This window comes from Emticicia sp. GW821-FHT11C11, from assembly GCF_058808615.1.
The window spans coordinates 321,874-335,468 of sequence record NZ_JBXARV010000003.1 but is presented as its reverse complement, the minus strand read 5'-3'; the positions used below and the strand labels follow the sequence as shown (position 1 = coordinate 335,468).

Here is a 13,595-nt window from a genome sequence, read left to right as displayed (position 1 = left end):
TTACAATAATATATTAATCGATAAAACAAAAAAACAGCCCCTTTCGCGGCTGTTTCCAAAATTTTCATACTCCCACCGCTTTCAATGCCTGTTTCATATTCTGTATCTGGCGTTTCTTTTGCAGGATAACGCGGGCAGATACACGTTCATTGCTTAGCTGATTATCTAATCAGTCAGTATGTTGGATGTTCTTTAAATAGTGGTTTGCTGGTTGTATTTTGAGAAGGTTTGGCGCAGATATTCAGTTAAACTATGATAGATAATAAACAGTTATTGTTTGGTTGATTATCAATCAGTCAATGTGTTGGATGTCCTTAGAATAGTAGTTTTCTGGTTACGTTTTGAGAAAGGTTGGTATTGTGACTAACAATTCTATTGCAGATAATCATTCAGCCGAACGGGAGAAAAAACACTAGATCATAATGTACTTCCTCATTAGCTAAAACTGAAAATAAATAAACTGCTGCTCCTTGCCACTAAACCAGAGAATAAAAAAAACAATAACATAGTACACGGTAAATCTAAAAACTCTCTTCCACTTTATTCCTAAATTCTGTATAGCAAAGTTCTGCTCTCTTCCAAACCATTCTACTACCATGAATAATACTAGCAGAGCCCAAAGACTGTTAGCTGACACTGTTGGCTTTGTCCAGAATGAAGCTGAAAACACTTTCGAAATAATTAAAAATGCCTGCCCGGTACTTACTGCTCTAAAGAATATCCAGGCAAAGGTTGTTAAACAAAAGGTGAAGGTTATCTGTATTATTTCTTTAATATCAGGTAGGATTCTCCCTTGAGCTACAATATCCAGATTATTTCTATTCGTTTTGAAAATGATTGAAGGCATGATAAACAAAGCATTTAATAAGCCCCATATAATAAAAGTCCAATTGGCTCCATGCCAGAATCCGCTTACAATAAATATGATGAATGTGTTTCTGATCTTCTGCCAGTTGCCTCCTTTGCTTCCACCAAGCGGAATGTATAAATAATCTCTGAACCAGGTTGACAGAGAGATATGCCAGCGTCTCCAGAATTCAGCAATATCTCTGGAAAAATAAGGGTATGAAAAGTTCTTTAATAAATCAATTCCAAAAAGCTTGGCTGTACCTAAAGCTATATCTGAATAGCCTGAGAAATCTCCATAGATTTGAAAACTAAAGAAAACTGCAGCCTGAAAAAGGTCACTACCCGAATAAACTTCAGGATATGCAAAAATTATATTAACAATTTCGGCACACTGGTCAGCAATGACAACCTTTTTGAATAATCCCCATAAAATTTGCCTCAAACCATCAACTGCTTTGGCACGATCAAAAACTCTTTTCGTTTTTATTTGTGGCAAAAGGTGCGTAGCGCGTTCAATAGGTCCGGCCACTAATAAGGGAAAGAAACTAACAAATACTGCATAATCGATGAAAGATTTCTCGGCTCTTATCCTGCTTTTATAGATGTCTATTACATACGATAACCCATGAAAAGTATAAAAAGATATACCTACCGGTAGAATCACACTTAATGTCCAAGGATCAGCTTTCATTCCAAAACCTGAAAGTAAATCTGCGAATGATTGAGCAAAAAAGTTATAGTACTTAAAAAAGCCTAAAAAGCCCAGATTAATGCAAACACTCAGCCAAAACCAGATTTTTTTATGACTCTGATTAGTGGCATTTGACATTTTAATGCCGGTGTAGTAATCAAGCAAAGTTGAGAAAATAAGCAAAAATAAGAATCTCCAGTCCCAGCAGGCATAGAAAAAATAACTTGAGACCAGCAAAAGAATATTTTGAAGTTTTAAATTATTTTTTGTTACAAACCAATAGAGAATAAATACAACAGGTAGAAATATGGCAAAACTGAAGGAATTAAAAAGCATATTTTAAAATAATCTTTTTTACGTTGTCAATTGGCTTCCCTTGGGAATAACTACCACACCAGGCATTTGCACGTTCAATGGTATATCTTATAAGGCAAAAAACAAACGCAATATAATCCAAATATCTAAGCTCTTTACATTCACACTATCATTTTTTTAACGGTACCCACAAACAAAAAACAGCCCCTTTCAAGGCTGTTTCCAAAATCTTCGTACTCCTAATCTCACCCCCCCATCGCCTTCAGCGCCTGTTTCATGTTCTGTATCTGGCGTTTCTTTTGCAATATAACCGGGGCAGCTACACGTTCTTTGCAGTCGAACAGGCTGCAACGCTCGCAGGTCTGGTTTACATCGCGGGTGATGATATTCGGGTCGTCCAGAAATTTCATTTTGGCACGCAGGTTGTCGTTTATCTCAAAGCCCACCGTCACGCTTATATTCATGTGCGTAATGATGTTCAACGGCCGCGCCATGGCCAATACCAGATACTGGCTGCCTGAATCGACATAATTGGAAATCTGCACCCCTACCAGCGGCTCTTTCACCTCTCCTTTCTCCTGCAGGTCTGATACATCGTCAAGAATATTCAACGACACCCAGCGGCGGCAGTAGTGTTCCTCCTGCGTTTCGTGTGGGGTGTGGCGTCTGGCCAGATGCATTTCTTTCGTAAGCAGGTAATCTTTCTTACCCGTCGGTGCTTCAAAGCGCAGAAAGAATATCTCGTCAATGCCAAAATACTTGGGCAGTACATTGCTTATCCGGTGGTAAAGCGTCTCGGGGGTAGCCTGAAACTGCTCGGCCATTTCTACCAGTGTAGCGTTGCTCCAGGTGGTCCGACTGAAAAGCTGTTCCAGTTTCTCAATCAGTTTCTCGCGGCGTATCAAAATTGCCCCGGCAAAATAAGAAGCATTGAAGTTATTCAGAATCTCCTCGAACGATTTCACCTCTACCCACGACGACGTATACGGCCGGTTTTTCAGCTTCATATAAATAAACGCCAGCTCGCGACCCAGCGTAAAAGCGCGCTGGTCAGACGTGATACGCTTGTTGATGAGCAGGGTATTGGTTTTAGGCAAAAACACCGAACGGATATTGATGATATGCGGGTAATCGACTTCGTCGAAATACTTAATGGTAATACCATACTTGTCTGTCAGCAGGTTCGAGAGGTAAAACTCGTCAATCTGCTGGTCGGTACCAATACCGTTTTCGGCCAGAAAACGATCGACGGCGTCTTCCAGTTCCGGAAAATAGTTGTCGTGCATTTCCTGATAAGACCTCAGCACGGCAAAGTAAAACTGCTCTACCGTCATGTTGTAATTACGGCCAATCTCGATAATGGTACTGATAAAGGCGCTCAGTTTGGTAGGTGCTCCGGATAGGAGCTCGAGCAGGTCGGCCGGTGAAATACCGAAAATCTCAAAGGGCAGTTCGGTCAGAAAATTAGAATGGAGCAACTCTGATATCGGCTCCAGTTTTTTATTAAGTTTGAGCGATACCAGGCTGTCATAATCCACGCCCATGGCATCGGCCAGGGCTACTATTTTATCAGATTTCGGGTATTTTTTTCCTTTTTCAATTTCGTTGATATATGACATCGACAGGCCGGACTTTTGTGCAAGATCCGTCAGCGACATCCCTTTGTCAATTCGCAGTTGTTTTAGTTTTAGTCCGAATACGAGGCGGATGTTGTCGGTATTAAGGCTCATTTAATAATTTTGGTACTTTAACCTTAAGTAAAAGTACTTATAGTTTGTCTTAAGTGATTGTTTCTGATGTTAAAGATAGACAAAAACTTGTCACGAGCCTAAAGAATTGGATAAAATAAAGATAAATTTATTAATTTACTAAGAATGTAAAGATTGAGTGGTTGAGTGAATTAGTGATTGAGTGATTAAAAATTATGAATTAGTGAATGGCAAATTAGTGAATAAATTTTGTAACGTCGTGTCTTGTAGAGTATATCGTAGTATTTTAGTATTAGCCACAAGGTACTCAAAGTTGCACAATTTTTTGTACTAAATGAATTAACCAGTGGGTTTCAACGCAATTTGTAAGTGGCTCATAAATAATTATTCACAATTCGCTAATTCACCATTCACGATTATATAATCACTAATTCACTCAATCACTAAATCACAAAAAAGGCCCCTGCCAATTAGTATGACAGAGGCCAGAGTTTTTAAGATACGCTACACCAACAACCGTTGCTTATCTCTCATTTTGAAGCCTTTTAGTACCTGTTCTTTGTTGAAAGAACCCTCTTTTTCAAGCACTTCAATGTATTCAGCCAGCAGGTCGAGCAGGTTTTTCACATCCTCAACCGTCTGATACAAACTCAGCGAAATACGGAAACCTGAGTGTTTTACCGGAACAGCAGGCACCGTCGACGGGCTCAGTAAAAAATCTTTCTCCATCAGAAACTGCGAAAAGCGAATCAGCAACTCCACACTGCCCAGCCCCATAAAGAATTGCGGTGTGTGCGCATAATTGATAATAGGCAGTTGAAGCTCCATCGCTTTTTGTTTGAACACCGTAATCAATTCGTTGAGGCGCATCTGGCGCTCATATATTTCGTCCGACAAATGGATATCTGCAATGCAAGACGCGGCAGTGATACCGGCATGCAAGGTGGGAGCCGAGAACCGGAGCGCACCACCGCAGTTATAAACTGTCTGTTTGGTTAACTGGTTAGGAAAAATCAACGCCGAACTGAAGGCTCCGAAGCCCTTGTTCAACGAGGTAATGACATACATTTTTTCATGGCGCGGTATATTGTGCAGGGCATAACCCTTGCCGTGTTCGCCTATCCAGCTCATGCCGTGGGCGTCATCAATATACACTCTGAATTTCTCATAGGCATTCAGCAGGGTTTCTACATCTTTCAATGGAGCCAGGTCGCCGTGCATTGAATACACGCTGTCGGCCAGGTACCAGACATTGTCAAACTTTTCGCTCAGTATTTTAATTCTTCTTTCCAGCATATCCATCTGGCTGTGCTTTACCATTTCTACATGGTAGCCTTCGGCTTTCAGGGTATTGGCGGCCATCTGCACACTTTCATGCACAAACTGGTCGAGAATAACGGCATCGTTTCTGCCGATGATTACGGGCAGGTAGGCAAAATGCCCAAGAGTAGTACAGGACGCAAGAAATGTGGGCAGGCCAAAAATCTTTTCCAGTTTTTCTTCCAGCTCCAGGTAGTGGTCGAACGATAGGTACATTCTGGAGATGGAGGTCTGCATGCCATACTTTCTGATACCCTCAATGGCTGCTTCTTTTACCCGCTCGTCGTTTTCAAAGGCAAGGTAATTGTTAGACATAAAGCTGGTGTAGGTTTTACCGTTAACGTTAATCTTACGGCCGGGCTGATCGTCTTGCTGTGCTTTTACCTGAATGAGTCCGAGGTCGCGTGCGGAACTGAAAACATCGTTGACATACAACATTTGTTTTGACAAATCTTTCATGATGGATTTTTGTTTTTCTTAATGGCTAATTTTTTTCAAAGAGGACAATCTTTGTTATAAAGACAGCTAAAGAACGAATCAAATTTTTCCCGAATTCAACATAACCGACAAATGGCAAGAAAAAGAAGATAAATGGTAGAAAAACAGATATTATCAGAAATATAGCAAGTCTTAGTTGATAGAAAAACGGCTTCATTTCATGTATTTTACGTATAGACAACGTTAAGCCGGCAAGAGATTCTGCACATGAAAACTGCATTAAAATTATGCTTTAGCGGTACCAAAAGGGGCAATTTCACGAACTTTTTAGTAACTTTGCATCAAGATAGTTAAGACAAAACCGAATTTTGATAAAATTAACTCATGCCAAGAGTTATTACCATATTACTGGCAATACTAGTAATATTTAATATTTATGTGTTTCTGAACGAGAGTCGAATCGCACTGCTGATAGGTACCACACTGCTTATGCCACTCATGGGTATTTACTATGGGTTTGCCCGCAACTGGGAGCAAACTGGTATAGACAAGTTGATGTATTTTGCCTGTGGGCTGGGCGCCTTCTCCGACTTATCGATATACGTTAACTACAAAAACAGCGGCGAGCTCACACAGATAACGCTTACCTGTATAGTACACCTCATTTATATTATCATTTTTCAGAAAGAGGGTGCACGGGTATATAATCTGGAAAAGAAAAACATGCTGAAAGTTACTATCCCGGCCGGCTTCGTTTTCTTCTTTTTCGGGTTTGTGCTACTCAAGGTTATTCCTGACGCCGTATTCATTGTAACCGTACTCTATGCGTTTGAGCTATTCGTATTATTGGTGCTTGGATATTTCAGACCGGTAAACAAGAAAAGCTACTGGGTAGGCGTAGTAGCCGTTACGGTCATTCTTATAAAGGATATCTTCTACAGCCAGTTTTATTTTATCAATCAGAATCCGTTTGTGCATTCGTTGATGGATGTCACCAATGCACTGGCTTATTACTGTATCACCCGGGCGGTGGCGCTTAACCAGAACGACAAGGCTGCTATACCTAATTACCCCGGCTTGATTTCCAAATTCGTAAAATTCATGAAACGCTCCAACGTGGCCAGAATAGTGTCTATCAAAGTTCTCAACATCAGGCTTATCTATCGCAACTACCGCCCCTGAAACCTGCTTTAATACAGTAATTCCGAAACTTTTACGTTTGTATTTTGGTTTAAAATTTAACTAAATCAAAGTTTATTACTCATGAATTGGCAGACCATAAACGACGAATTACAGATAGAAGAAATCAGACAAAAATCTTTTCAGCATCCGGTTTTAGTTTTTAAACACAGCACAACCTGTTCAATCAGTGCAGCCTCATTAGGGCGGATAGAACGCGCCTGGGATACCGAAAAGGCGAAAGACATAGAACCGTTTTTTCTGGACTTACTTCGCTACAGAAACATATCCGGCAAAATTGCGCAGGCCTTTGCTATTGAGCATCAGTCACCACAGGTATTGTTGATACAAAACGGTGAATGCACCTACGATGCCTCACATTTTGAAATCAGATTTGATGAAATAGTGAATCAGGTGGCGTAGAATAAAAAAGAGGAAGCAGGTGCTTCCTCTTTCTGTTTAGGCTGTTTCTGCCACATGCCATTTAAAATTGAACACCTGTTCAATATCGGGGTGCAGGCTTAGCGCCACCGGGCATGTATGCGCAATACGTATATATTTCTGTTTTACCTCTTCGCTCAGTTCTTCGGGGGTCTGCATGGTAAAATGCACCTCCACTTTTACTATTTTACGCGGCAGCTCTGCCGACATCACCTTCGTAACCTCAATTTCAGAACCGGTAAAATCAATTTCATCGCGGCGTGCGGCAATGCCCATGACGGTCATGGCACAGCTACCCAACGACGTTGCGGTAAGATCGGTAGGAGAAAAAGCCTCCCCTTTTCCGTGGTTATCAACAGGAGCATCGGTAACAATTTGTGTACCCGATTGCAGGTGCACGGCTTCCGTACGAAGCCCACCGAGGTAAGTAATTTTAGAAGTTGGCATTTTTTAATAGAAATTTTAAGAAATTATGGCATTTTGTTGAATAATGCTATTCAAAATTACGTTTAAAATAAGTACTTTGCAAAAAAACAGTTTCGGTACAACAATTTAGATAATTTTAATGTTGGTATTATTAAAAAAGATTCTATCTTTAACTACCATTGTCGGTAATAAGAGAATTATAAATTTTTCGCCCGTGAAAATAGGTGTACTAAGTATGGTGCTTTTGCTTGTAGTAACAGGCAGCTTTGCGCAGAGGAGATCTTCTACACCCCCTCCCAGTTCCCCCAAACCTGATTCCAAAAAAACAGAGAGGAAAAAAGAAGATTATAAAATGTTGGCATACGGATTAACAACCAATACCAATTCAGGCTTATTGGGAGGTCTGGTGGTTAGGCATTCTAAGACCATTGGTTCTTACAAGTGGAATCCCGTTCACCAGTACATTGCTTTTGAAGCCGTGAACGTAAAAAATAAGAAAGAGAAATCAGAAGCCACTACCATTGCCAACCGGGTAATTTACGGCAAAAGAAACTATTTCTTCTCGCTTCGCCCGGAATACGGCCGCGAAATAGTATACTTTAAGAAAAACGGTGACGACGGCATAGGCATCAGTGTAATTGCCGCAGTGGGGCCGTCAATCGGTATTCAGAAGCCTTATTACATTAAATATGACAGAAACGGGCGTGGTGCAATAGATGTGGTGCAGTTTGACCCCAACATCCATAATGATTTTAACCGTATACAAGGCTCGGCCGGTATCTGGCAGGACTTCTTCACCGGTATGAAGGTAATTCCCGGCGCACATGCCAAATTAGCTGCCAATATTGACATGAATACTTTCGGTAACAACCTCACCGGTTTCGAAATCGGCATTACTGCAGAATTTTTCAATAAGGCTCCCGAGATTATGTCGAACCAAATGACCACCAATTCGCGTTTCTATAGTGCAGGTTATCTGACCATCTATTTTGGCAATAAAAAGCAAAACAAGAGTAAGTAATCGGCAATAAATTGTTTTTACAAAGTATTATTTCAATACTTTTGTAAATCTTAGGGCTATCGCCCAAAACTTTTAGTAGATACGAACATGACAGACACATCCGTTGTAATTACCGAACAACGAACTCGCCGCCCCGATTGGTTGAGGGTCAAGCTACCTATCGGCGAAAATTTCAAAAAAGTACGTAGTTTAGTTGATGAGAATAAATTGCATACCATTTGCCAGTCTGGCAATTGCCCCAACATGGGCGAATGCTGGGGCGAGGGTACGGCAACTTTTATGATTTTAGGAAACGTATGTACACGCAGTTGCACATTCTGTGCGGTGGCCACCGGCCGGCCGAATGAATATGATACTGACGAACCACGACGCGTAGCAGAAGCCATTAAGCTGATGCAGGTAAAACATGCCGTGCTTACGTCGGTAAACCGGGATGAACTGAAAGATAAAGGGGCAGAAATATGGTATCAGACCGTGAGAGCCGTGAAAGAAACAACTCCTCAGACTACCATTGAAACACTGATACCCGATACCAAAAGTAACTGGGAAGCCCTATACCGGATGATATCAGCCGGACAGGAAGTGGTTTCGCATAACATGGAAACCGTCGAGCGTTTGTACCGCAATGTGCGCCCACAGGCTAAATATGCCCGCAGTCTTGAACAAACCCGCCGTACCAAAGAATACGGTAAACGTACCAAATCGGGCATTATGCTGGGTTTGGGTGAAACCATAGATGAGGTTTTTAAAGCAATGGACGATCTGGCTGAAAACGGTTTGGATATTCTGACGCTGGGTCAATACCTGCAACCTACTAAAATGCACCACGAGGTAATAGAGTTTATACACCCTGATACCTTTGCCATGTATAAAGAAGAAGGACTGAAACGCGGCATTAAATACGTAGAGTCTGGCCCGCTGGTACGTTCAAGCTACCATGCCGAACGCCACGTACACGTGTAGAGACAAATTTCAAGCATATTTTTAAAAATACCCCTCTTTCCTATTTATGGTGAGAGGGGCTTTTTATTCCTGACAATTGGTTCATGAAACACTACGATTACATTATCTGTGGCGGCGGCATGGCCGGGCTTTCACTGGCTTACTACCTGAAAAACAGTAAACTGGCCGGGAAATCTGTGTTGCTCATTGAACCGCAGGAAAAAAACAAAAATGATCGTACGTGGGCATTCTGGGAACAAGGCGACAATACTTTTGAAGATATCCTGTTCAGAAAATGGGCCACCGTGCAACTGATTGATGCCGACGGCCATGTGCAGACATTAAATTTGGACGGATATCAATACAAACTACTACGCGGAAAAGATTTCTACGATTTTGTAATTGGCGAACTGAAAAAGTATGAGGGTGTTGAATGGCTGAAAGATTCTGTTTCAGAGATTAAGGAAGATATAGACGGCGCTATTGTAGAAACCCAAAACGGACAGTCGTTTAAAGCAACTTATGTTTTTGACAGCACGTATCAATTGAATCTTACTCTCAAGCACAATCATAATCTGTTGCAACATTTTAAAGGATATGTAATATCGACCGGGCAACCCTGTTTCAATCCTGAAGTACCGGTAATGATGAATTTCAATATCGATCAAAAAAGCGATTGCCGATTTATATATATACTACCCTTTGATGCACAAACAGCATTGGTAGAATACACCGTTTTCAGCGAAACACTGCTGCAACCTGAAGAATATGATGCCGCTTTAAAAAACTACCTGAGCGATTCCCTGCAATGGCAGGATTACCGCATACTGGAAGAAGAGTTTGGCATAATACCCATGAGCGACGTAAGCACAGAGGAGCGCCCCAGCCCGCATGTAGTGAGAATAGGCACCGCCGGCGGTTATACCAATCCTGCTACGGGATACACTTTCACTCATACACAACGAAAGCTGAAACAACTGGTAGAAAATCTGGAGAAAAAAGGTATTCCTACAACCAAACGAGGCATATTCAACAAAAGATTCCGTTTTTATGCCTCGGTACTGCTGAATGTGCTCGAACAAAAACGACACCAGGCCGCGGATATTTTTGCAGGTCTCTACCGCAACAATCCTCCTGCTCTCGTATTTCGTTTTTTAGATGGTGACACCACTCTGTGGGAAGACCTGAAAATAATGAACACAGTGCCTAAACGGAAGTTCATAACGGCCACGGCAGCTGTAATTATAAGAAAAATAAAAGGAAAATTTAGCGGTCAACCTCGCCCATAACAATATCAATAGAGCCAATACAAGCAATCAGATCGGCAATCATACCTCCCCGCGATATTTCCGGCAGAACAGAAAGATTGTTAAAAGAACAGGCGCGCGCTTTTACCCGTAAAGGCACATCCGATCGCCCGTCAGTTCTGAAATAAAAACCCAGTTCTCCTTTGGTGCTTTCGGCACGGGCATAAAAATCCATTTTCGGCGGTCGAATCTTCTTCGGCACCAATGCCTGCGGGTCAAATTCCTGCGTGCGTTTGTGTTCTTTAGTAAGTTTTTCCAGACATTGCTCAATGATTCTGATTGACTCGTGGCATTCCAGCACCCTTACATGGTTTCTATCCCAGCAATCGCCCACTTTTCCGGCTTCACCCTTGCCAATGGGTATATCAAAGTCCAGCTCAGGATACACCGAGTACCCATCTACTTTTCTTAAATCCCATCTCAAACCTGAGCCGCGTAATACAGGCCCGGTACAGCCATAATTAATGGCTACTGGAAGTGGCAGTACACCCACATTAGCTGTACGGTTAATGAATATATGGTTTTCGATAACCAGTTGCTGTAATTCAACCAGCTTGGGTTTCAGGTATTTAACAAGCGATTCGCAGCGCTCTTCAAAGCCCACGGGCAGGTCGTAAAACAAGCCTCCTACCCATATATAATTATAGAGCATCCGCGCGCCGCAAGTCCATTCAAGCAAACGCATGATATGCTCACGGTCACGAAAAAGCCACAGGAAAGGCGTATAGGCTCCGATGTCAAGCGCATAAGTACCAATGGCAATAAAATGTGAGGCAATGCGGTTCAACTCTGCCACCAGCACCCTGATGTACTCTACCCGTTTCGGAATGTCTTTATCAATGCCCAGCATTTTTTCAACACCCATTACATAGGCGTGTTCGCTGTTCATAGCGCCCAGGTAATCCAGACGGTCAACATAGGGGATGATCTGATTAAATGGAAGGCTTTGGGCATGTTTTTCAAAACACCGGTGCAGATAACCCAGATGCGGAATCACATCAACCACTATTTCTCCGTCAGTCACTACCTCAAGCCGCAACACCCCGTGGGTAGACGGATGCTGAGGCCCCAGGTTCAGAATCATTTCTTCCGACCGCAGGTTCTCGGGCTTATACTTGTTAGGCTCTGAGTTGCTGAGGTTATCAGGACGGTATTTATATTGAACAGATTTCAAAATACGATTTGGAATAATGTGGTTTATCAAGTGATTTTTAGTAGAATCGCTATGCATTGCGTCTTCAGAGGTCTGTCTGCACATTTAAATCAATTCAGGATTAACCTGATTCTACTCAAAACCGCAATGCATTGCGGCTCTACATGATTGAATAATCCTTTTATCTCCTCTTTCACTTTTTCAAAATTACGAAAATATTGCTTACAGAGCGTTCTCCGGCATGGTCAAATATTTTATTATCCGTCGGATAATTGACCACGCCATTGTCTGGTTGGTTCTGAATGTACATCGTAGTTGAGCCACCACCATCAAAATTAATGGCAGTTTTACAATTCAGTGCTTTGGCCAATGAGGTAAGCTCATGCAGTGTCATACCATAGGCTTCGCTGCTTCGGCCGTCAACCGTTATTAAAAGTAATTTTTTATCGTTAGTGATACAGGCACAGGTTCTGGGGTGCCGGTTATCGTTGAAAGCCGTTTTCTCCAGATTTACCGCTTCGCCATCTGCCAGCAACAATGGCCCCGTAAGCAATACATTTTCAGCCGGTATGCTTTTCTCCCAACCGGGTGTCAGCCCGCCCTTCAGAATTTTTACGCGATTCCGGTGGATAATAACAGCCGAGATAACATTTCTTGGCAGGCGGGGTACATTCGCTACACGGGTGGTGTCTATCACCCGGCCGTCTATTTTCAGAAAATCAACCGCACCACCATTTTTGGTATCAAAAAATCCTGCGTTTACAGCCGCTATCGCTCCGCTCCTGGCAGCTAATTGGCTGGTAGGCAACAGTAATCTTTTAGCAGTGGTATCAGCCTTTTTCTCGTCGGCTGCTACGAATCCGAATCTCACTTTTTTGTTTTTGAGCGGGCTTTCAAGAATATTAATCAGTTGATTACCTTCAAACAATTCTTTTTTATTGAAATGATAGCTTTTCCAGACAATACCATAGCCCAGGGGCTGTGTCTTCCAGAATGTTGAAATGATAGTCTGTGAGTCTTTCTGTGCGAAGCAAAACTGTGTGATTAATAAAAGGCAGAGGATTTTTTTATACATTTGAACCGGATTATTTTGTCAAAAGTACTGATGCAACACATTCTTCCCAAAGAATTTTACGAAAAATATGATACCCTCACGCTGGCTGAAAAACTGATAGGCTGCACGCTGGTTCATGAGAGCCCGGCAGGACGCACCTCTGGTATCATCGTTGAAACGGAGGCTTATCTGCAAAACGACCCTGCCTGCCATGCTTACCGAAAAAAAACGCCACGAAATGCAGCCATGTTCGAAAGCCCCGGGCTTTCCTATGTATATTTCATATACGGCGTTTATCATTGCTTTAATATTGTAAGCGGTGCAAAAGATACGGGCGAAGCCGTGCTGATACGTGCGCTTGAACCGGTAGAGGGAATTGAACTGATGAAACAAAGACGTCACACCAATCAACTGAAAAACCTGTGCAGCGGGCCGGGCAAGCTGGTAACGGCGATGGGTATCACCCGTGACTTCAATTTTCTACCTGTTTATGAGGATACTTTTTATTGCCTGCCGCCTGAAAACGAAAGTTTTAACATTGTGACCACCACCCGAATTGGCATTACGCAAGGGGCCGATTTACTTTACCGGTTCTATATGAAAGACAACAAATTTGTCAGCAAAATTGCCAGGTGATTTCCTCCTACCGTTTATGGCACCGCTCAAATAATGTCAGTTTTTCGGTGTTCAATTAAAATTTCTTCAATAAATTGCCGTCCTGATTAGTTTTCGGCACTTTTTGCCTGAAAA

The 13,595-nt window shown here is 42.1% G+C and carries 12 protein-coding genes; 6 read left to right on the top strand and 6 right to left on the bottom strand.

What is annotated here, in order from left to right:
- Positions 1-439: 439 nt before the first annotated feature.
- From AC1RRY_RS16610 to AC1RRY_RS16600, 3 genes are all read right to left on the bottom strand, one after another.
- On the bottom strand, positions 440-1,876 hold the full coding sequence (locus AC1RRY_RS16610) for an MBOAT family O-acyltransferase (protein ID WP_492887664.1): 1,437 nt from the start codon (positions 1,874-1,876) through the stop codon (positions 440-442).
- Positions 1,877-2,100: 224 nt separating this feature from the next.
- Entirely contained in the window at positions 2,101-3,585 is a 1,485-nt protein-coding gene (locus AC1RRY_RS16605; protein WP_492822568.1) for a helix-turn-helix domain-containing protein, read from the bottom strand.
- Between the two features lie 483 nt (positions 3,586-4,068).
- A complete protein-coding gene (locus AC1RRY_RS16600; RefSeq protein ID WP_492822570.1) occupies positions 4,069-5,343 on the bottom strand; it encodes an aminotransferase class I/II-fold pyridoxal phosphate-dependent enzyme in 1,275 nt (424 codons plus the stop codon).
- A 363-nt stretch (positions 5,344-5,706) separates the two neighbouring features.
- Between AC1RRY_RS16600 and AC1RRY_RS16595 the strand changes: the two genes are divergently transcribed.
- Both AC1RRY_RS16595 and ytxJ read left to right on the top strand, forming a co-directional pair.
- Complete coding sequence (locus tag AC1RRY_RS16595; RefSeq protein WP_492822571.1) at positions 5,707-6,504, top strand: hypothetical protein; 798 nt, start codon at positions 5,707-5,709, stop codon at positions 6,502-6,504.
- 81 nt (positions 6,505-6,585) lie between these two features.
- Positions 6,586-6,924, top strand: a complete 339-nt coding sequence (gene ytxJ / locus AC1RRY_RS16590) for a bacillithiol system redox-active protein YtxJ (RefSeq protein WP_492822573.1) — start codon at positions 6,586-6,588, stop codon at positions 6,922-6,924.
- A 36-nt stretch (positions 6,925-6,960) separates the two neighbouring features.
- Here ytxJ and AC1RRY_RS16585 read toward each other — a convergent pair whose 3' ends face one another.
- Positions 6,961-7,389 (bottom strand): OsmC family protein, encoded by a 429-nt coding sequence (locus AC1RRY_RS16585; protein ID WP_492822575.1) that lies wholly within the window; start codon positions 7,387-7,389, stop codon positions 6,961-6,963.
- A gap of 118 nt (positions 7,390-7,507) precedes the next feature.
- Here AC1RRY_RS16585 and AC1RRY_RS16580 point away from each other — a divergent pair, with 118 nt between their 5' ends.
- The 3 genes from AC1RRY_RS16580 (at position 7,508) to AC1RRY_RS16570 (ending at position 10,620) form a co-directional block, all read left to right on the top strand.
- Positions 7,508-8,389 (top strand): hypothetical protein, encoded by an 882-nt coding sequence (locus AC1RRY_RS16580; RefSeq protein WP_492856620.1) that lies wholly within the window; start codon positions 7,508-7,510, stop codon positions 8,387-8,389.
- Between the two features lie 87 nt (positions 8,390-8,476).
- Positions 8,477-9,352: a lipoyl synthase gene (gene lipA, locus AC1RRY_RS16575; RefSeq protein ID WP_492822579.1), complete on the top strand. Its 876-nt coding sequence runs from the start codon at positions 8,477-8,479 to the stop codon at positions 9,350-9,352.
- Between the two features lie 83 nt (positions 9,353-9,435).
- On the top strand, positions 9,436-10,620 hold the full coding sequence (locus AC1RRY_RS16570) for a lycopene cyclase family protein (RefSeq protein ID WP_492822580.1): 1,185 nt from the start codon (positions 9,436-9,438) through the stop codon (positions 10,618-10,620).
- Here the strand turns inward: AC1RRY_RS16570 and AC1RRY_RS16565 are convergent.
- Both AC1RRY_RS16565 and AC1RRY_RS16560 read right to left on the bottom strand, forming a co-directional pair.
- On the bottom strand, positions 10,598-11,869 hold the full coding sequence (locus tag AC1RRY_RS16565; protein ID WP_492823132.1) for an NADH-quinone oxidoreductase subunit D: 1,272 nt from the start codon (positions 11,867-11,869) through the stop codon (positions 10,598-10,600). The two genes, AC1RRY_RS16570 and AC1RRY_RS16565, sit on opposite strands and share 23 nt — an antisense overlap.
- A gap of 115 nt (positions 11,870-11,984) precedes the next feature.
- Complete coding sequence (locus AC1RRY_RS16560; protein WP_492822581.1) at positions 11,985-12,866, bottom strand: phosphodiester glycosidase family protein; 882 nt, start codon at positions 12,864-12,866, stop codon at positions 11,985-11,987.
- Positions 12,867-12,896: 30 nt separating this feature from the next.
- On the opposite strand from AC1RRY_RS16560, the gene AC1RRY_RS16555 reads away from it, so the two are divergent.
- Positions 12,897-13,481: a DNA-3-methyladenine glycosylase gene (locus AC1RRY_RS16555; protein ID WP_492822582.1), complete on the top strand. Its 585-nt coding sequence runs from the start codon at positions 12,897-12,899 to the stop codon at positions 13,479-13,481.
- Positions 13,482-13,595: the final 114 nt, after the last annotated feature.